Source organism: Lysinibacillus sp. FSL L8-0126, assembly GCF_038630385.1.
GTDB classification, from domain to species: Bacteria; Bacillota; Bacilli; order Bacillales_A; family Planococcaceae; genus Lysinibacillus; species Lysinibacillus fusiformis_D.
On the sequence record NZ_CP152028.1, the window covers coordinates 684998 to 703231 of the forward strand.

At 38.1% G+C, this 18234-nt stretch carries 23 protein-coding genes; 10 read left to right on the forward strand and 13 right to left on the reverse strand.

Annotated features, from left to right (window positions below; genetic code table 11):
• Positions 1–7: 7 nt before the first annotated feature.
• On the forward strand, positions 8–1504 hold the full coding sequence (locus MHI34_RS03325; protein WP_342504103.1) for an ABC transporter permease: 1497 nt from the start codon (positions 8–10) through the stop codon (positions 1502–1504).
• A 12-nt stretch (positions 1505–1516) separates the two neighbouring features.
• Positions 1517–3328 (forward strand): ABC transporter substrate-binding protein, encoded by a 1812-nt coding sequence (locus MHI34_RS03330; protein ID WP_342504104.1) that lies wholly within the window; start codon positions 1517–1519, stop codon positions 3326–3328.
• Positions 3329–3960: 632 nt separating this feature from the next.
• Here MHI34_RS03330 and MHI34_RS03335 read toward each other — a convergent pair.
• Positions 3961–4542, reverse strand: a complete 582-nt coding sequence (locus tag MHI34_RS03335; RefSeq protein WP_036126573.1) for a phosphatidylglycerophosphatase A — start codon at positions 4540–4542, stop codon at positions 3961–3963.
• A gap of 113 nt (positions 4543–4655) precedes the next feature.
• Between MHI34_RS03335 and MHI34_RS03340 the strand changes: the two genes are divergently transcribed.
• The 3 genes from MHI34_RS03340 to MHI34_RS03350 all read left to right on the forward strand — a co-directional run bounded on the left by MHI34_RS03340 (position 4656) and on the right by MHI34_RS03350 (position 6406).
• Positions 4656–5375: an alpha/beta hydrolase-fold protein gene (locus tag MHI34_RS03340; protein WP_058844600.1), complete on the forward strand. Its 720-nt coding sequence runs from the start codon at positions 4656–4658 to the stop codon at positions 5373–5375.
• A gap of 83 nt (positions 5376–5458) precedes the next feature.
• The gene (locus MHI34_RS03345; protein WP_036126625.1) at positions 5459–5974 is read left to right on the forward strand and encodes a YjcG family protein; all 516 of its coding nucleotides are present in this window, start codon (positions 5459–5461) and stop codon (positions 5972–5974) included.
• Positions 5975–5977: 3 nt separating this feature from the next.
• A complete protein-coding gene (locus tag MHI34_RS03350) occupies positions 5978–6406 on the forward strand; it encodes a GNAT family N-acetyltransferase (protein ID WP_342504105.1) in 429 nt (142 codons plus the stop codon).
• A gap of 126 nt (positions 6407–6532) precedes the next feature.
• Here the strand turns inward: MHI34_RS03350 and MHI34_RS03355 are convergent, their stop codons facing one another.
• The 6 genes from MHI34_RS03355 to MHI34_RS03380 form a co-directional block, all read right to left on the reverse strand.
• Positions 6533–6781, reverse strand: coding sequence for a stage VI sporulation protein F (locus MHI34_RS03355; RefSeq protein WP_036126630.1), 249 nt, complete (start codon positions 6779–6781; stop codon positions 6533–6535).
• Between the two features lie 127 nt (positions 6782–6908).
• Complete coding sequence (locus MHI34_RS03360; protein ID WP_080717135.1) at positions 6909–7082, reverse strand: YjcZ family sporulation protein; 174 nt, start codon at positions 7080–7082, stop codon at positions 6909–6911.
• A gap of 65 nt (positions 7083–7147) precedes the next feature.
• A complete protein-coding gene (spoVAE, locus tag MHI34_RS03365; protein ID WP_170829916.1) occupies positions 7148–7507 on the reverse strand; it encodes a stage V sporulation protein AE in 360 nt (119 codons plus the stop codon).
• Positions 7508–7523: 16 nt separating this feature from the next.
• Positions 7524–8519: a stage V sporulation protein AD gene (locus MHI34_RS03370; protein WP_036126636.1), complete on the reverse strand. Its 996-nt coding sequence runs from the start codon at positions 8517–8519 to the stop codon at positions 7524–7526.
• Positions 8513–8968 (reverse strand): stage V sporulation protein AC, encoded by a 456-nt coding sequence (gene spoVAC / locus MHI34_RS03375; RefSeq protein WP_036126638.1) that lies wholly within the window; start codon positions 8966–8968, stop codon positions 8513–8515. Before spoVAC ends, MHI34_RS03370 begins: the two co-directional genes overlap by 7 nt.
• Positions 8969–9373, reverse strand: a complete 405-nt coding sequence (locus MHI34_RS03380; protein ID WP_230593937.1) for a YhcN/YlaJ family sporulation lipoprotein — start codon at positions 9371–9373, stop codon at positions 8969–8971. It abuts the gene before it with no gap.
• 135 nt (positions 9374–9508) lie between these two features.
• On the opposite strand from MHI34_RS03380, the gene MHI34_RS03385 reads away from it, so the two are divergent.
• Entirely contained in the window at positions 9509–10033 is a 525-nt protein-coding gene (locus MHI34_RS03385; protein ID WP_008174263.1) for a CotY/CotZ family spore coat protein, read from the forward strand.
• Positions 10034–10098: 65 nt separating this feature from the next.
• On the opposite strand, the gene MHI34_RS03390 is transcribed toward MHI34_RS03385, so the two are convergent.
• From MHI34_RS03390 to MHI34_RS03415, 6 genes are all read right to left on the reverse strand, one after another.
• Positions 10099–10500, reverse strand: a complete 402-nt coding sequence (locus tag MHI34_RS03390) for a hypothetical protein (RefSeq protein WP_230593938.1) — start codon at positions 10498–10500, stop codon at positions 10099–10101.
• A 53-nt stretch (positions 10501–10553) separates the two neighbouring features.
• Positions 10554–11930: a magnesium transporter gene (mgtE, locus tag MHI34_RS03395; protein ID WP_036126643.1), complete on the reverse strand. Its 1377-nt coding sequence runs from the start codon at positions 11928–11930 to the stop codon at positions 10554–10556.
• Positions 11931–12228: 298 nt separating this feature from the next.
• Complete coding sequence (locus MHI34_RS03400) at positions 12229–13125, reverse strand: RluA family pseudouridine synthase (RefSeq protein WP_036126675.1); 897 nt, start codon at positions 13123–13125, stop codon at positions 12229–12231.
• Between the two features lies 1 nt (position 13126).
• Positions 13127–13921 carry an NAD kinase gene (locus MHI34_RS03405; protein ID WP_036126648.1) on the reverse strand — a complete coding sequence of 265 codons (795 nt, stop codon included), beginning with the start codon at positions 13919–13921 and terminating at the stop codon, positions 13127–13129.
• Complete coding sequence (locus MHI34_RS03410) at positions 13918–14589, reverse strand: GTP pyrophosphokinase family protein (RefSeq protein ID WP_036126650.1); 672 nt, start codon at positions 14587–14589, stop codon at positions 13918–13920. The genes MHI34_RS03405 and MHI34_RS03410 overlap by 4 nt, the downstream gene beginning before the upstream one ends.
• Positions 14590–14645: 56 nt before the next feature.
• Positions 14646–15029, reverse strand: a complete 384-nt coding sequence (locus MHI34_RS03415) for a hypothetical protein (protein ID WP_036126652.1) — start codon at positions 15027–15029, stop codon at positions 14646–14648.
• 126 nt (positions 15030–15155) lie between these two features.
• Between MHI34_RS03415 and MHI34_RS03420 the strand changes: the two genes are divergently transcribed.
• The 4 genes from MHI34_RS03420 to MHI34_RS03435 all read left to right on the forward strand — a co-directional run bounded on the left by MHI34_RS03420 (position 15156) and on the right by MHI34_RS03435 (position 18186).
• A complete protein-coding gene (locus tag MHI34_RS03420; RefSeq protein WP_036126653.1) occupies positions 15156–15743 on the forward strand; it encodes a CYTH domain-containing protein in 588 nt (195 codons plus the stop codon).
• A gap of 28 nt (positions 15744–15771) precedes the next feature.
• Positions 15772–16554 (forward strand): lytic transglycosylase domain-containing protein, encoded by a 783-nt coding sequence (locus MHI34_RS03425; protein ID WP_342504106.1) that lies wholly within the window; start codon positions 15772–15774, stop codon positions 16552–16554.
• A gap of 419 nt (positions 16555–16973) precedes the next feature.
• Positions 16974–17381: a hemoglobin gene (locus MHI34_RS03430; RefSeq protein ID WP_004227447.1), complete on the forward strand. Its 408-nt coding sequence runs from the start codon at positions 16974–16976 to the stop codon at positions 17379–17381.
• Entirely contained in the window at positions 17374–18186 is an 813-nt protein-coding gene (locus tag MHI34_RS03435; RefSeq protein ID WP_036126658.1) for a DsbA family protein, read from the forward strand. Before MHI34_RS03430 ends, MHI34_RS03435 begins: the two co-directional genes overlap by 8 nt.
• Positions 18187–18234 lie beyond the last annotated feature (48 nt).

Sequence of the window (18234 nt, forward strand, 5' to 3'; positions counted from 1 at the left end):
ATCACCTGTGAAAAACATCTTACATGTCAAACTACTCTTGAAGATTACACAGGAATATGTCAATTCTCATTTCACTTTTGTCTTTTCCTTATTGTTTTCTTTCTTGTTTCTAACCTATAGCTATAATTTTTCTACCAATAGCTGGCGACCAGTTATTATACTCTTTTTTGTTATTTATGCTATTACCACGGCATATGTTGCTTTCATCAATTTACGAATTAAAAAGGACTTAGCAAAGCACGGTGACATTCAAAAAAACACTCGAGTGCTGGGCTATCCATTGTTAATCACTATATTGTCAGGCAATATTTTTTCAACATCCTTTGCATTTATGCTTGTGTCGAAAAGAAAATCTGCAGAATATACTTTTGCAGCCTATGCCTTTATTACACAATTATTCATCATTGGTATTGCAGCATTGAATATATTTAAACCATATGTAACGGATACCTTTTTACTGGCGATGGGTGTTTTCTTAGTACTAGCGCTATTTTATATCGTGATGGCCATTTTATGTACGAAATATGTGACAGCTACTGAGGCACCTAAATGGATGATTATTCCTGGCGTTTTATTACTATTTGCAACTTTCACTGGTAATCTATTTGCGACATTACTAGGCTATAGCCTGATTCAAAAGGCTCGAAAGGCAAATCCGTCTTCTATAGAAAAGTGGCAAAAAATATGGGAAAAGATTTTACGTAATACGATGGCTGTATTCGGCTTATTCTTCATTATTTTCATGTTCTCATTGTCCGTCACAAGCTCTTGGACTTTTGACTATGATTTTGCTACAGAAAATAACTATGGTGCGTTACTGCAAACACCATCATTGGACTATCCGCTAGGCACAGATAATTACGGACGAGATTTATTTTCTCGCATTGTATTTGGTGCACAAATATCGTTAATCGTCGGATTTTTCTCAACGATTATTCCAGCAGTTGTGGGAGGAACATTAGGCGCTTTGTCAGGCTATTATGGAAAATCCACTGATAATATCATCATGCGAAGCCTTGATGTTTTATATGCTATCCCTGGCATTTTGTTAGCTATTGCTATTATCGCTGCCTTTGGTGCTAATACAGTGAACCTCATTATTGCGCTGAGTGTTGGGGCAATTCCAACCTATGCTCGTACAATGCGGGCTAATGTTATGCAGCTTGCTAATTTTGAATTTGTGGAATCAGCTAGAGCTTTAGGTGCATCTGATGCTGCTATTATTTTCAAGCATATTGTTCCCAATTCATTAGCACCAATGATTGTGAAAGCAACCTTAACGATTGGGGGAGCTGTTATTTCAACAAGTAGTTTAAGTTTTTTAGGGCTTGGTATTGAGCCACATATTCCCGAATGGGGCAATATTTTAAAAGTTGGTAGTACGTACCTGGAGACACATTCATATGTCGCGATTTTCCCAGGTCTTTGTATTATGCTTCTTGTCCTCTCCTTTAACTTCTTAGGAGATGGTTTACGAGATGCTTTAGATCCAAAAACAAATTAATTGGAGGTAACTATGAAGAAATTACTTGTATTTTTATTCGTTGCAGTACTAGCTTTAGCTGGCTGTGTACAAACAAAAACTGACGTAGAAGGCAGTAAAGATTCAAAAGATAATAACAAGAGCAATGGCAAAGTGGCCATTGAAGTATTAGGAATGGCGTCTGCTGAAGAAGATATGAATATTGTACGCGACCAATTGGTGAAAAATGGTTTTGATGTAAAACTAAATATTCAACCAGATTACGGTTCATTCTCTGCTCAAAAAGAAGCGGGTAACTATGATCTTGCTCTTTCAAGCTGGACGACAGTAACTGGGAACCCTGACTATGCTGTACGTGGTCTATTTAAAACAGGCGGTGACTACAGTGTTATTGCAGATTCAAAATTAGATGCACTAATCGATGAAGCAAGCACATTGACTGGTGAAGAAGCAGCAGCTAAATATAAAGATTTAGAGCAATTACTAGTATTCGATCAAGCTTATATTGCGCCTTTATATATTTCCAATAAATATCAAGGGATCTACTCTGAATTAGTAAATCCTAAAACGGTCCTTTTACCAAAATCTCGTGCACAGGTTTGGGAAAAAATTGAATTTAATGATGCGGCTAAAAATGCAACAGAACCTTTAATCTTACACCAAACAATCAACTCCCTTACTTCACTTGACCCAATCAAAGGGAATGATGGTTCCATCAATACATTAAACACGAATATGTACGTTCGTCTTGTTAACTTAACAGATACAGATGAAGTTGTTTCAGATGGTTCATTATCTTATAACCATGTAATGGCTGAAGGTAATCAAGAATATTACTTCATTTTACGTGATGATATCCACTTTGCAGCTGTGAAAGATGGTGCAGCAGTTGATACAGGTGAATTAGTGTCAGCTGAAGATGTTGTCTTCTCATTAAATCGTGCAAAAGATGCTAATTCAGTACCAGATCATCGTACTTATAGCATTCATGAAAATATAGAAACAGTGGAAATCGTTTCTGATTTAGCTGAATTACAAAGCAAAAAAGTAGCAGGCTCTGAGCAATCAGTGTTAGATGCATTATCACAAAACCTACCTGCTTCAATAGCACAATTAACAAAGGAAAAAGGTGCTGTTCATAATGCAGCAGGTGCATACCAAGTTGTTAAAATTACAACGCCAACTCCATTCCCACAAGTATTAAATTATTTAGCACACCAATCTGGTGGTATCGTATCTGAAAAACAAGTAACAAGCATTAATACGTATGACGTGGCTAGCTATGATCCTGATAAAGACATTGCCTATGGTGATCAAGCTACTATAACGGAAGGTTCAGCAACATTTAACAATCAGCTATATGCAAGTGGTCCTTACATTTTAGTGAAGAAAAATGATTATGAAGCACAATTCGTGAAAAACCCTGCTTACCGTGCAGGTAGCGAATATGAACCAAAAATCGCCAAAATTAATGTTCGATTTATCTCTGATGTTGATAGTGCACTATCTGCATTACGTAATGGTGAAATACATGTTCTACAAACAGTTCCAGAAACGAAGTTGGATATTGTGAAATCAGACGCTAAATTAACATTAAATACGGCAGATAGTAATGCTGTGTCTTACTTACAAATGAATACGTCTGGACGTGCAGTTTCTGATTCAGCAGATTTACGTAAAGCAATCCTATACTCCATTAACCAAGACGAATTCATTAGCTATTACCAAGGCAATAAAAAACCAGCTGTATCCACAGTATCTCCATTAATCGATACTGGTTTAAAACTGGAGGCAGATAGCGAGAAAGTAAAAGAATTTGTAAAAGCATATAACGATAATAAGTAATACTAATTTGAGCCTTCTCAAAATTTGAGAAGGCTCACTTAGTGTTGAAAAACATAACAGTCAATTGGAAGGTAGAAATGGATTTCCGTTGCAGGCTACTTGCTTTCCTGTGGGCGAGCGCCCCGAGCCGCTTCCTCCGCTATCGCTCCGTTTAGAGGCTCGCCTGTCTCGTTATCCCACGGGAGTCAAGTAGCCTCCACTCCAACCTACAAAAGTATTACCTTTTTAGCAAAGGTTTTCAAATAAGGCGAAGGTCTTCACTACTCTTTATGGAGAGGTGTTGTCACACATCACTTCCCCACATTGAAAATAAGAGCTTATTCCCTCTAAAAATAATGGGCTATTTAATCGCTATATTACTATGAAAAAAAGTAAAGACACTTTGCAGAATGGTTGATTGGAGTGGAGCCAGCGTCACTCCTAGGGGATTTAGCGTCACAGATGAGACCCTGGAGCGAGCGTAAGTGAGTGAAGCGGCTCATCGGACGCCCCCTGGAAAGGGCGCTGGCGGAACGGAAATCAACCTCTTACCTTGCAAATTTGCTTTTTCTGTCGTTGACATCATCTTTTTTCAACAACATGAAAGCCTTCTCAAAATTGAGAAGGCTCATTTTTAATAGTAGAAACTCATTTTATATTTCATTATGTGATTTTGGTTTTGGTCCTAGCTCTTCAGGCTCGATATCAGCAAATGTTTCGCCTTCCTCTTCTAGATCACGCATGCGGTGTGCAATACGTGAAGCCGCTGAAGCTGCTATACTGCCAACTAAATCATCTAAGAATGTGTTGACATGATGTCCAGGTTCTGTATCGAGTTTTTTAATAATCCCTATTTTTTGCTTGTCTAAATGACCAAAAGTGGTAACGGCGATACTGCCATATGTAAAAACAGATCCTAGTGCGATTGTTTCGTCTACACCAAATAACCCCTCATCCGATTCGATAATTTGTTGCAGTGGTGAAGATAATAATTTTTTCTCTGCTAGTTCATCTAATTCAATTCCTACTAATAAAGCATGCTGTACTTCTCGCTTACGTAAAACACGTTCAACAGAATGAACACAATGCTCCAGTGTTAAACCTTCATTATAGGTTTTTTGCATTTCGTAAACAATTTTTGCGATATCCTCTATCGCTACACCTCTACGAATTAACGCGGCTTGAGCTGCCTTTGCTACTTCGTCAGAGTGCACACGAATACTTTTATTATGCATAATTAACCCTCATTTCGATTTTTATTGCTAGTATAAAGCTAGCCCAACCTATTATACCTTTACTTTCGTAATATGGTACAATTTTGTTACAAACACAAGAAGGAGTGTCATCATTGGATAAGGGAACAGTACAGGATTTAACATTTTATAGTGAAGCATTACAGGAAGAATTACAGCTCTATATTTATGTTCCTGCAAATTATTCTCCACTTTATAAATACAATATTTTAATCGCATCAGACGGTAAAGATTATTTCCAACTCGGCGGCATTACAAAGCTAGCTGATGAACTGATTGATGACTATGAAATCGAAAATTTAATTATAGCATTTGTTCCTTACAAAGATATTAAAGATCGACGTCATAAATATATTCCAAGCGGTGAGCAACACGAAGCCTATCTACGCTTTTTAGCTCATGAGCTAGTACCCTATTTAGACAATGAATATGCCACTTACCAAATGGGTATGAGTCGTGGCGTCATTGGAGACTCTATGGCTGCCACTGCTTCCTTAATGGCTGCCCTAAAGTACCCAAGCATCTTTGGCAAAGTCATTTTACAATCACCATATGTTGATGAGGATGTCTTACAGGCTGTTGAAAAATTTAAAGATCCTGGCGCGATTTCTATCTACCATATAGTAGGTAAGGGCGAAGATCAGGTAGTGACAATGGATAAAACCATCAAAGACTTTTTAACACCTAACCGTCAATTACATGAGCTCATGATTAGTAAAGGGTTCACTACATTTTATGACGAGTTCGAAGGCAATCATACATGGAAATATTGGAAACCAGACCTTCGACGTGCTTTAATTGAAAATTTCAATTAATATTGGGTGATTCAAATTACGAAAATTGAAATTTCTGTTATACTTAAATAGAAAAATTGTTTATTTTCGGGAGGTAATGGACTATGAAGTACGGTATTGTGGCATTTCCATCAAAAAAATTGCAAGATTTAGCAAACACTTATCGCAAACGTTATGATCCTCATTATGCAAAGATTACACCGCATATGACGTTAAAGGACAGCTTCGATGCATCTGAAGAAGAAATTCAAACCATCGTCAAGCAATTGGATGAACTTGCTGCTAAATATGCACCTTTAAACATTCATGCATCTCGCATAAGTTCGTTTTTCCCTACAACAAATGCGATTTACTTCCGCATTGAACCAACTGAACAATTAGTAGCATTCCAACATGAACTTCAAGACAACATCCCTCATGGGGAAATGAAACATGTATTTGTTCCTCATATTACAATCGCTCAAAAAATGTCAGCTTCTGAGCATGACGATATCTTTGGACAATTACGCATGACTGGCGTTGATGAAAAGGATACAATTGATCGCATCCATCTTTTATATCAATTAGAAGATGGCTCATGGACAACATATGAAACATTCCGTTTGTCTGGAGCTGAGTGATTCTTGTATCAGGTGAAAATTGTTGAAACAAAGCAAGAACACGATGATGCCTTTGCTATTCGGCAAAAGGTATTTGTTGAAGAGCAGGGTGTTCCGCTTCATCTAGAATGTGATGCTGTGGATGCCACTGCAACACATTTCATTATGTATGATAACGTTGAACCAGTAGGAGCAGCACGTTTACGTAGTATTGACGGCACAACAGCTAAAATTGAACGTGTTTGTATTTTACAATCTCAGCGTGGTAAAAAATTAGGAGCTTTAATGATGAAGGAAATGGAGAAGCATGCCATTTCTATCAACAAGGAAATATTAAAATTGCATGCACAAAGCTATGCCATTCCCTTCTACGAAAAGCTTGGATTTACAGTTACCTCTCCTGAGTTTATGGATGCAGGTATTCCACATCGTGCTATGGAGAAAAAAATGTAATCAAAGGGTGTTACGATATGCATTGCGCATTGTCGTAACACCCTTTTTAAATAGACACGAATTCGCTTGCCACCATTTATCTACTCCATCGTAACAAGCTACATTGCCAAGTAGATATGCCATACGCTACTTCATCATTCTAGTGATTTTATCTAAATCTAGTGATGCGCCATCTTGAATAATAGATTGTACAAGTTTATCTTCCAACTCTTGCGTAATCGATCTGTTAGAAATTTTAGCTACACGTCTTACAATTTTTCTTACTTGTTTTTCACTGGTAAAATCCGCATGTTGAATGGCATTGGCTAATGCGAAGATTTCATCCATCGATACACCTGTTTTTTGCTCAATCGAATTAAAAAACGAGCGATGCATGTTTTCCCTCCTATCATTAAAACTCAAATTGACCTTGCGTCTTGCACGAAACATTTCGCAAATGGTGGAGGCCTTAACCTTATTTAGATAGTCCTAAATAGAAGCTAAAGCCTTTATGTTCATCAAATTAGATGTAAGTAGCGCCAACAATAATTAATAGAATGAATAGGACAACAATTAGAACAAACGTAGAACCATAGCCATAGTTGTTGCCGCCTCCAGAGTAACCTCCGCAATAGCTATTGTTCCACCCACCAACATTATTTCCATAAGGTTGTGAGGACCAGCCTTGATATCCCATAAAAGCACCCCTCCCTTCTACAACCTATAATATGTTTCGGTTGTAAAAATGGGAGGGGTATTCGTCTAGTCAATATTTCCTTTTGGTTTAAAAATTAATGCACCGATAAAGCCAAATACGATAGCAGCACTGATCCCTGAGCTTGTTACTTCGAACATGCCTGTTAATACGCCAACAAGTCCATGCTTTTCTGCTTCCGCCAATGCCCCATGAGTTAATGAATTCCCGAAGGATGTAATGGGTACTGTAGCTCCTGCTCCAGCAAAATTGATTAGTGGCTCATATAAACCCATACCATCCAATACGGCACCGAGGACAACCAACGTACTTAGTGTGTGTCCCGGTGTTAAATTGCCAACATCCATTAATAATTGGCCTATGACGCAAATAATGCCTCCAATAATAAATGCAAATACAAATGTCATAACCATGGTTTTTGCCTCATTTCATTGTAATTTCTATCGCATGTGCCGTACATGGAATCGTCTCGCCTTGTTGATAGGATAGCGGCGATAATAATGCCCCTGTTGCCACAAGTAATACTCGTTTATAACTCCCTGCGCGCATTTGTTGAATAACATAACTAAAAAAAACAGCCGCCGAACAGCCTGCTCCACTTGCACCAGATTGGAATGCTTCATCCTGTCCATAAAATTCGGCACCTGCATCACGTAATAACGTTAGCTCTTCATTCTTCACACCATTTTCCACAAGCATTCCTTTCAACAGCTTTAATCCAAGCTGACCTAAATCACCCGTTAAAATTAAATCATAATGATAAATTTTTTGGTTTCTTTGCTGTAGGTGAGATTGAATCGTTTGAAAGGCGGCTGGTGCCATCGCTGCACCCATATGGAAAGGATCATCCATGCCATAGTCAACTGACTTGCCTATCGTTGCTGCTTCTATAGAAGGATACTCCTCACGATGCTTTCCAATAAGGGCATAGCCTGCCGCTGTCACAGTCCATTGTGCAGTTTGAGGTTTTTGAGCACCATAATTGATGGGATAACGAAATTGACGTTCAATGGAATTATGCTGACTTGAGGCACCAGCTAATGAAAAATTAGCCACACCTAACTCTGTTAATAGGCATGCAATAATGGCAGAGGATACAGACGTTGCACAAGCTGAAAATAATCCAATAAAGGGGATTTCTAAATCTCTAGCTGCAAAATTGGTCGGTGTCATTTGATTAACCAAATCCCCACCCATTAAATAATCAATATCTCCGTTTTGTATGCCCAATTTTTTCATAGCAAATTCACAGGCCTCTTCGATCATTTTGCGATGCCCCTGTTCATTTGTTTTCATCTGCCATCGTTCATCATCATAGACCGAGTCAAAATACTGACTAAAAATACTGCGGTTCTCCAACGGGCCAGCTACTACTCCACCAGCTAAAAGAGATGGTTTCGATTGAAAAACGATTACCATGAAACCACTCCTATCGTCACAAGGATATATTTAATGAGAGCAACGAAAAATGCAGATACTACCCCAAATAATACAACTGACCCTGCCAATTTAAATAAATTGCCACCGACGCCCAGTACCAACCCTTCTGATCGATGTTCGATAGCCGCAGAAATAACGGCATTACCAAAGCCTGTTACTGGAACTGCTGAGCCCGCACCAGCAAATTGACCAATTTTTTTATAAAGGCCCAAGCCCGTTAAAATCATGGCAAAGAATACCATTGTGGCAACAGTTGGATTTCCTGCTGTTGCTTCCGTAAAATTGAAAAAAATAATGTAAAAAAGGGACACAGCTTGACCAATTGCACAAATCAGTCCACCAACAAAGAATGCCTTAGCTATATTCTTTAAATAAGGGGGCTTTGGTGTAACATATTGCTCTAACTGTTGGTATTGTTCTTTTTCCATTTATGTCTGCTCCTTTGCAAGCTCTTTTAGTTTTGTAATTTTATCGCTCAATTTATTATCTTCAATCTGATCCTTTTTTATTTTATTGGCTTCATAAAAAATTTTATAATCAGCTGAGACAAATACATCTTTGTTTGGATATTTCTCATCAAATTTCTTTTGCAATTTTTTCTCTAGCTTAGTCTTTTTCCACTTTTCCCATGGTTTGATTTGTACTGCAACAAGCATACTATCGTCATATTGGATAACCGTTGATCGTTCAACATAGTCTTCTTCTTTTATAAGGGCTTCGACTTCACTTTCATTTTGTGGCGACCCATAGACAATAAATTTTTCTTTTTCAGCACAACCATTTAACAGCGATAAAACGACTAAGAGAGGTAATGTCATTCCTAGTAGCCTCAAATGTTTTCCCCTCCTTTTCTTTACAGTTTCTCCACACATAAAAAAACTATTCATTCGAAGATATATACGAAAGCCCGAGTCCATTTTTCAAAAGTACATATTGTAGAAGTAGTAACAAGGAAAGGAGGTGACAATATGGGTTGTGGTAAGCCAACAAATCCTATTGGACCAATCCATTCAGCAGGCTGCGTTTGTGACGTAGTTCGCGCTATTTTAGATATTCAAAATCAAGCGGTGCGAGATGAGTGTTCTCCATGTACAGCGAACTGTTTCTTAGAACCACTAGGCGGAATTGTTAGTCCTGCACGCTCTCAAGCAGATACACGTGTATTCATGTTAATTACAAAAGATGGTACTCCTTTCAAAGCATTCTTTAACTCTCCAACAGCAGATCCTTGTATTTGTACATCCGTATTCTTCCGTGTAGAAGATATGTTTGATGAGTGCTGTGCAACTTTACGTGTTTTAGAGCCATTATGTACATTTGACTCTAGTGAAAGTACAGTAGACTTATTAAGTCGTGACGGCTGTTGCGTAAACATGAAGAAAATCTGTAAAGTAGATGACTGGAACTCAACAGATAGCTGTATTACTGTAGATTTATCTTGTTTCTGCGCTGTACAATGTATCGCTGATGTTGACTTAGGGATTTGTGATTAATTTCTTTCACCTTTGACACACACACATAAAAAAAAGTGTACAGCATCCTCTGCTGTACACTTTTTTTATAATGTTGGCAATTTTCTTCCACGCCACAGTATTTGTTGTATCTCTTCAAAATGAATGATTTCCTGTGTTTTTAATTCTAATGATGTTAGCATTAAAGAATCACTCTGTACTTCTGAGGCAGTTCCAGTTAATTTTCTACCATCTTTTAAGCAAACTAATAATGGCTGATAGGCCCTCTGACGAAATGGCTTTTCTAAAAATTGAAGTTGTTTTAGTAAGTACGGATCTATTTGTACATCTTCTACGATATCTTCTTTCCCATCAACTGTTTGCTCATCGAAAATGTTGTCCCTTACATATACGGATGTACTTTCATCCAAATCAAGTTCATGTAACGCCTTAGAAATATTTAAAAAATATGATGGTGATTTTATAAACAAGCGTGGCTCTCGATCCACTTTACTCACTTCCCTTTTTTCCATACAATATGCGAAAGTAAGTAAATTGGTTCTTAGCCTATTTGACTTAAAAAAACTGTCGCTAATCCTAAGTAAATTAAAATACTTGTTATATCATTTAAAGTTGTAATAAAAGGTCCTGATGCCACAGCAGGGTCTATTTTTAGTCGATGCATTAACAACGGAATAAAGGAACCCGCTAATGTCGCGACTAAAATAGAACCACAAAGTGCTGCTCCTACTAACATTCCTAAAACAAGTTCATGTTTCCAGAAATAAACAATGCCAATAACGATTAATCCACAAACAACGCCTGACATTAAGCCTGTACCTGCTTCACGTAGTAGTAACTTGAATTTACTATGTTCTTCCACGTCTCCTGTTGCAATACCTCTGATCGCCACGGCTAATGCTTGTGTTCCACTATTCCCTGATGTTCCTGAAATAAGTGGAATAAAGACAGCTAGTAAGGCTACCTTATCTAAAGTATCTTCAAATTGCCCCATTAAATTGGCTGTCAGCATACCTAAAAACAGTAGTACTACTAACCAAGGTAAACGTTTTTTAGCTGCTTGGAAAGGTGTTACATCAAACTTATCCATATCCGAAATACCGGCTAATTTTGAGTAATCCTCAGAAGCCTCTTCATCAATAACATCAATAATATCATCGACCGTGATAATACCGAGCAGTTCCCCTTTATCATCAATAACAGGTGTCGCTAAAAAATTATAGTCCTTCATAATTTGTGCGACTTCCTCTTGGTCATCATTTGCATGTACCATCACAACACGTTCATTCATAATGGATCGAATACGTGTATCCTCGTCAGCAATGATTAAATCTCGTAGTGATATAACACCTGTCAAACGGTGTTCTTCATCCACCACGAAAATATAATAAACAGTCTCTGCATCTGGTGCTTCTTTACGCAAAATGGCCATTGCTGAACGCACTGTTGAATTTTCTGGTATAGCAACGTATTCAGTTGTCATAATAGAACCGGCTGTATATTCATCGTAGCTTAATAGCTCATTAATTTCTTCAGCCGTTTCCTCATCCATCATTTCCAAATAGCTTTCACGCTGTGCCAAATCCAGCTCATTTAAGACATCTGCCGCATCATCAGCATACATATGCGAAAGCATTTCTGCCCCATATGAAGGATCCATTTCAGCTAGGTACGCTTTATATTCATCATCTTCGATATCGATTGCCTGAAAAATATCAGCCATTTCTGTCGGAGACAAGAACGAATAGATGATCTTCCTTATATCAGGTTCCACCTTTTCGTAAAACGTTGCCTGATCATATGGATGAAGTTCTAAAAACTCATCACGGAATGCATCAATATTATGTGCTTCGAGCATTCCTCGTAGATGTGCCTCATCAAATTGCACATCATCCTTTTCATTTCTTTCCTCTATCATGCTTGTCCCCTCCTTCCGAGCTTTCAATCATCTTTACGGGCAATGCCGTAAAATCTACCTTCTATATAATAGAGTGTATTATACCTTTTCTGCAAACCCTTTTTTAAGTTATCCATCAGAGTCGGTGTACAGATTTTTATAAAATTCGATTTTAAGCGTAAAATCATGACGATTTCTATTTTACTATACATTAATTTTATAAAGTCGGTGTAAAGATACTTCCTATACACTGTTATTACATCAAAAATGATAAGGAGATGCCCGTTTGTGCGAACATCTCCTTTCTATCAATCAAAGACTACTTCAATAATCTCTGCATGTCTTCATTTAACATACTTGTAAAGTGTAATGGCCTACCAGTCAGTGGATGCTCCATACTTAAGGAGACACAGTGTAGTGCTTGTCGATCAATCAAATGACGGCTTCCACCATAAAGGTCATCCCCAACAAGTGGATGCCCAAGGTACGCCATGTGTACGCGAATTTGATGTGTACGTCCTGTATGCAATTGCAATCGTACATATGTCACTGGTTCAGCATCAAGTAAAAACCGCTTTAGCACGGTTACATCTGTATGTGCATATTGCCCATCTTCTCGTACTTCTCTTTCAATAATACTCGTCACTTTACGCCCTATAGGAGCCACAATGGATTGAAAATTTTGTTCGACATGGCCATGCACAATCGCCTCATATTGCCTTGAAATGTTTCTACTACGCTGAGCAAGCCCTGTTAAATGATGAATGTGCGCATGCTTGGCAATACAGAGTAAGCCTGATGTATCTCGATCTAACCTTGTGACTATGTGGGCTGTGGAAGCTAATCCTTGTTGCTCAAAATAGCCACAAACTAAATTTGCAATGCTTTTGGTTGGATGCTCTCTTGAGGGAATTGTACTCTGGTGAGCTGGTTTATCAAGCACTAAGATTGCATCATCCTCAAATACGATGGTTAAATCACCATGCTCAATAGCAAGACCGTCACTTCTTTCCTCAGGAGGAAATGTCACTCCCACATAGTCACCCTCTTGAAGGACATGTCTCACATTACGTTCGACACCATTGACTGTTAATAAGCCACCATCAAACTTAATGGCGGTTAAGGCTTTCTTGGATATACGCCATTCCTGAAGGGCTTCTCGTAATAATTGCCCCTCTTTATCAGCCACAAAGTGCAATGTAAACCTTGTATCCATATTATTCATTAGCGACGAAAGATTCATGCACGCGCTCCCAAAATGGGAATGGTCGGAAACGGGCAAAACGTACTTTTTCATTTGCTACATTAAATGCAATAGCCTTGACATCACCTTGTGTAATTTGCAAGTGATCGACGGTCATATTAAAGTTCTGTTCATTTACAGGACGTAACACACAATGATGGTGTGCTGGTAATATTAATGGTGATCCTACTGTTCTGAAAACACGATTATTAATGGATGCAATTTCAGTGACTTGTAGTGCCGCTAATGTAGGATGGATAATTGCCCCACCAAGTGCTTTATTATAAGCCGTACTACCAGAAGGCGTTGATACACATAGACCATCTCCACGGAAACGCTCAAATTGATTGCCGTTCAGCTCGACATCCATAACAAGTGTTACATCTGGCGATTTGATTGTTGCTTCATTTAACGCTAGGTACGTATTCGAATCGGCATTGTGATGCTCTACTTTTACTTCTAAAAGTGGATACTCCACAACATTAAAGTCTTTTTTAGCAATGGATAAAACTAATTTTTCTAATTCAGATGGCTTCCAATCCGCATAAAACCCTAAATGCCCCGTATGAATACCAACGAATGCTACTTGGTCTAACAAATGAGAATATCGATGAAAGGCATGCAAAAGCGTGCCGTCTCCTCCAATAGAAACAACGATTTCTGGTGTTTCCTCATCATAAGTTAAGCCAAAATCCTGTAAATAAGTTTTAGCTAGCTCCATTAGCTCGTTAGATTGTGCATCTCTACGTGATTGAATAGAAAATTTCATTGGGCGTCACGCTCCTTCTCTGTTAGTAAATTAGGATTCGATGCTTCTTTGTATTCGCTAAAGTAGGCCTGTGCCTCTTGAATTTCACTACGAATCAATGACATTTCCTCATCCAATCGAAATGCTGCCTCTGCTGCACTTTGTAAACGATTTTTAATTTCCTCTGGGAACATGCCCTTATATTTATAATTTAAAGAGTGCTCAATAGATGCCCAGAAATTCATGGCTAGTGTTCGAATTTGGATTTCGGCTAACACTACTTTTTTTCCTTGAATCGTTTCAACAGGATATTCCACGATCATATGGTAGGAGCGGTAACCACTTGGCTTATTATGTGTAATATAATCGCGTTCTTCCACTACACGCATATCTTTACGCTGACGAATAAGCTCTGTTACCGTTGCGATATCATCAACAAATTGACACATAATCCGAAGCCCGGCGATATCACCAAGTTCATCACCAAGTTGTTTAGAGGGCTCAAAAGCTAATCCTTTTTCTAATGTTTTATCATATATACTTGCTAAAGGCTTAACACGTCCTGTTACAAATTCAATTGGTGAATTGGCATTAACAATACCAAATTGCGAACGCATGCCTTTTAATTTTACTTTTAACTCGTCTACTGCTTGTTTATAAGGACTTAAAAATATTTCCCATTGTCCCATTGTAAAAACCTCCCGACATTCGGTATCGAACACCACCGTCTGTTCGTTTTGTCTTTCTATTCAGCAAGAATTGCCTGAAAGTGTTGTTCCACGGTTTGGACAAATTCTGCCCCGTAATTGTAATTTCCTTCAATATTATACACGAGCATTTCCAATTCATCGTAGAAATTTGTCAGCTCAATCTCTTCTTCACCTATTCGTAGTATTGGATCTTTCTTTTTTTGTAAAATATGTACAAGATTCTCCCAACTACTCGGTGGAAAACGCAAGTAATGATAGTCTTCGCCTGCATCAAGTAAATAAATAAATGCAAACTCATCTGAATCTGCAATGAGTTGTCCAGCAGGTTTTAACTGTAAATTTACTTCATTGTCGTTTAAACTAAAATGAAGTTGATCTTGTTCAAAATTCGATGTTTCTATTGTATAAATTTTACGCACTGCGGTTCCCCTTTTCGTTGTACTCTTCCTCTTATTTTATCACACAGGGTAAATAGTTGCAGTGTGTAAATACTAAATCAAGCGAAACAACGAATGAAAAATAAAAAATTAAATAGGTGAATATAAATGACACAAGAAATTGAAATTGAGTTTAAAAATCTATTAACAAAACAACAATACGAGCAATTGTTACAAGACTTCCACATTAGCCAAAATGCTATTCATCGACAAGTAAATCATTATTTTGACACGCCTACACAGGCCATTCGTCAACTGCAAAGCGGGCTGCGAATTAGACAAATTGGTGATTATTACGAATGTACACTCAAAGAGAAAAATACCGAGCATGCTCATCTTGAAACAACAGATGAATTAACTGCAGTACAGGCACAGCAAATGCTTGATGGTAAAGGCTTTTTTGCTCAAGAAGTAGCAAAAAAATTAGCCAGCCACAGTATTCCTTTAGAACAATTACAAGTATTTGGCTCACTCACTACAGATCGTGTCGAAATTCCTTATAAAGAGGGGCTTCTTGTTTTTGACCATTCTTACTATTTGCAGTGCGACGATTATGAGGTAGAATATGAAGCAAAAGATGCAATAAAAGGAAATACAATTTTCGACGAATTTTTACAGCAATACGGAATTAAAAAACAGGCTACAGATAAAAAAATAGCCCGCTTTATGAAAGCTCTACAAGCACAAAATTCATAATAGTATAAAAAGGAAGGTGACTGACTCCTTGGATATTCAATCACTAAAATCTTTACTAGAAATTCAAGCATTGCAAACACTTGGAGCTACCGAAAATGCATCAACAAACAATCTGACAGACAATAATTCTATTTTTTCTGACATGATTAATGAATTATTAGGAGAAGCATCGACAGCAAGCAATGCCAAATTGTCTAGCTTATTTGCGTCTGGAACAGCAAATCATTCAGATTTCGTCAATCAGCTGACAATGTTAGCCAATAATTCAGAAGGTAGCTCACTCGAATCATTGCTTTATCAAGGCTCTAATGCTGTGTTTATCCCTGAATCTGTCAAAAAAGCTTTAGCAAACAACTATACTGGCACAAAGCTTGATTCTTATGTTTCAGATGATGTTATAGGCTCTACAGCGTACGCCAATTCACTAACAGGAGCCAATCAATATGCCGCTATTATCGAAAAAGCTGCCGCTACTTATCAGGTACCCGAAAAGCTTATTGCGGCTGTCATCAAGCAAGAATCTAATTTTAATCCAACTGTAGTGAGTCATGCAGGAGCGCAGGGCTTAATGCAATTAATGCCCACAACAGCACAATATTTAGGCGTGACAAACGCTTTTGACCCAGAGCAAAACATTATGGCTGGGGCAAAATATTTGCGTCAAATGCTAGATAAATTTAATAATGACCCTACACTAGCTTTAGCAGCCTACAATGCTGGCGCGTCTCGCGTTACGAAATATGGAGGGATTCCTCCTTTCAAAGAAACACAGAATTATGTCAAAAAAGTGATGAATTACTACACAGTGTAATCGCATCTTTCCTTTTATCCATACTTTTTCCAACAAATTTCACCCATTGTGGTGAAATTTGTGCTATTTTAGCGAACAACAATTCGAAAGAGCTCTTTGTTTGTGTTAACGAAAAGACGTTGATAGAATGAAGGTAGTCACAAGAAATTCACATTTTGAGGATGACAAGTATATCAATAACGCTTCGGCTTAATTGCCGCTAACGATGTGTCTAGATTTTTCCGAGCAGAAAAGTAGAAGTTAGCCTAAGAAAGTCACGTCCTGCGACAACTGCCGGAGGGCTTTGTGGCAACACTTTCATTGCCACATGCGTAGTACTTTTTGACGGTGTTCTAGATTCAGCAGTCGTTTGAACACTTGCTGAATGCGATAAAATGATACTTTAAGATATAAAGAAGAATTAAAGGAGCATATAACCTATGAGTCGAAAATACACTGTTCCTTATGAGGAGCTGGGAGCTGAAAAACTGTCAGAACTCATTCACGCGTTCTATAAAAGAGTGGCTCAGCATCCTGATCTTATTCCAATCTTTCCAAAGGATTTAACAGAGACAGCCCGTAAGCAAATTCAATTTCAAACACAGTATTTAGGTGGACCAAATCTCTTTACTGAGGAACATGGACATCCAATGATGCGTGCACGTCACATGAATTTTCCGATTACACCTGACCGTGCTCAAGCTTGGCTAGAGTGTATGTCAGAAGCAATGGATGAGGTAGGTTTGGAAGGGAAGTTCCGTGAAACTTATTATCAACGTTTAGTATTAACAGCTCATCACATGGTTAATACGCCAAATGACGATGAGGGGGAATTGTTACGTGAATAATATTCAAATGTTGCTGCAAGAGCCAACGCCGACGATTTCTACTGCCAACAAGCCTATTGAATTGTATATTTTCGTAGATCCACTTTGCCCTGAAGCTTTCAGTATGCAAGCAACTCTTCGTAAATTACAGCTTGAATACAACCACTATTTCACGTGGCGCTTTGTTTTAAGCACAGAGCTTACTTCTTTAAATTGCTTAAGTAAACGTGTCAAAGGTTGTATCTCGGGAGTCGAACTTGATATTAATCACCCTGTCTTACCTTCAATTGCTATTAAAGCAGCCGAACTACAGGGAAAACGTGCAGGTGCACGCTATTTGTCGAAACTACAAGAATATGTATTACTAAACCACCAAGATGTAAACTCCTATGCAACGCTTTTAAAAATTGCAGAGGATGTTCAACTAGACATGAATGAATTCACTGTCGACTTTGGCTCAAAGGAAGCAGCACGAGCTTTCCAATGCGATTTATATATTAAACGTGAAATGGAAGTTGACGAAGTCCCTAGTATCGTGTTTTTCAATGAATGTATTGAAGATGAAGGACTAAAAGTCAGCGGTAGCTATTCCTATGAAGTTTATGAACATATTTTACAAGAAATGCTGAACGAACAGCTTGTCCGTCAGCCATTACCATCAATAGAGGACTTATTTTCTAAATTCCATACACTTTCTACAAATGAAATAGCTTTTATCTATTCATTTACAGAGCAAGCAGCAGAGCGTGAATTAAAGAAACGCATGCTACAACAAAAAATCGAACGAATCCAGACAACTCACGCTACGTTATGGCGTCTTAAATAATACAAGAAACGACAGGGACTCCAATCTTTCATGATGGAGTCCTTTTCA

Excerpts from the sequence above, each read along its gene's own strand:
- MHI34_RS03345 (WP_036126625.1), top strand. The coding sequence starts at position 5,459 with ATGAAGTACGGTATTGTGGCATTTCCATCAAAAAAATTGCAAGATTTA.
- spoVAE (WP_170829916.1), bottom strand. The coding sequence starts at position 7,507 with ATGACATTTGTATTTGCATTTATTATTGGAGGCATTATTTGCGTCATA.
- MHI34_RS03360 (WP_080717135.1), bottom strand. The coding sequence starts at position 7,082 with ATGGGATATCAAGGCTGGTCCTCACAACCTTATGGAAATAATGTTGGT.
- MHI34_RS03400 (WP_036126675.1), bottom strand. The coding sequence starts at position 13,125 with ATGGATACAAGGTTTACATTGCACTTTGTGGCTGATAAAGAGGGGCAA.
- MHI34_RS03370 (WP_036126636.1), bottom strand. The coding sequence starts at position 8,519 with ATGGTAATCGTTTTTCAATCGAAACCATCTCTTTTAGCTGGTGGAGTA.
- MHI34_RS03405 (WP_036126648.1), bottom strand. The coding sequence starts at position 13,921 with ATGAAATTTTCTATTCAATCACGTAGAGATGCACAATCTAACGAGCTA.
- MHI34_RS03330 (WP_342504104.1), top strand. The coding sequence starts at position 1,517 with ATGAAGAAATTACTTGTATTTTTATTCGTTGCAGTACTAGCTTTAGCT.
- spoVAC (WP_036126638.1), bottom strand. The coding sequence starts at position 8,968 with ATGGAAAAAGAACAATACCAACAGTTAGAGCAATATGTTACACCAAAG.
- MHI34_RS03430 (WP_004227447.1), top strand. The coding sequence starts at position 16,974 with ATGAGTCGAAAATACACTGTTCCTTATGAGGAGCTGGGAGCTGAAAAA.
- MHI34_RS03385 (WP_008174263.1), top strand. The coding sequence starts at position 9,509 with ATGGGTTGTGGTAAGCCAACAAATCCTATTGGACCAATCCATTCAGCA.
- MHI34_RS03335 (WP_036126573.1), bottom strand. The coding sequence starts at position 4,542 with ATGCATAATAAAAGTATTCGTGTGCACTCTGACGAAGTAGCAAAGGCA.
- MHI34_RS03355 (WP_036126630.1), bottom strand. The coding sequence starts at position 6,781 with ATGCATCGCTCGTTTTTTAATTCGATTGAGCAAAAAACAGGTGTATCG.
- MHI34_RS03410 (WP_036126650.1), bottom strand. The coding sequence starts at position 14,589 with ATGGGACAATGGGAAATATTTTTAAGTCCTTATAAACAAGCAGTAGAC.
- MHI34_RS03420 (WP_036126653.1), top strand. The coding sequence starts at position 15,156 with ATGACACAAGAAATTGAAATTGAGTTTAAAAATCTATTAACAAAACAA.
- mgtE (WP_036126643.1), bottom strand. The coding sequence starts at position 11,930 with ATGATAGAGGAAAGAAATGAAAAGGATGATGTGCAATTTGATGAGGCA.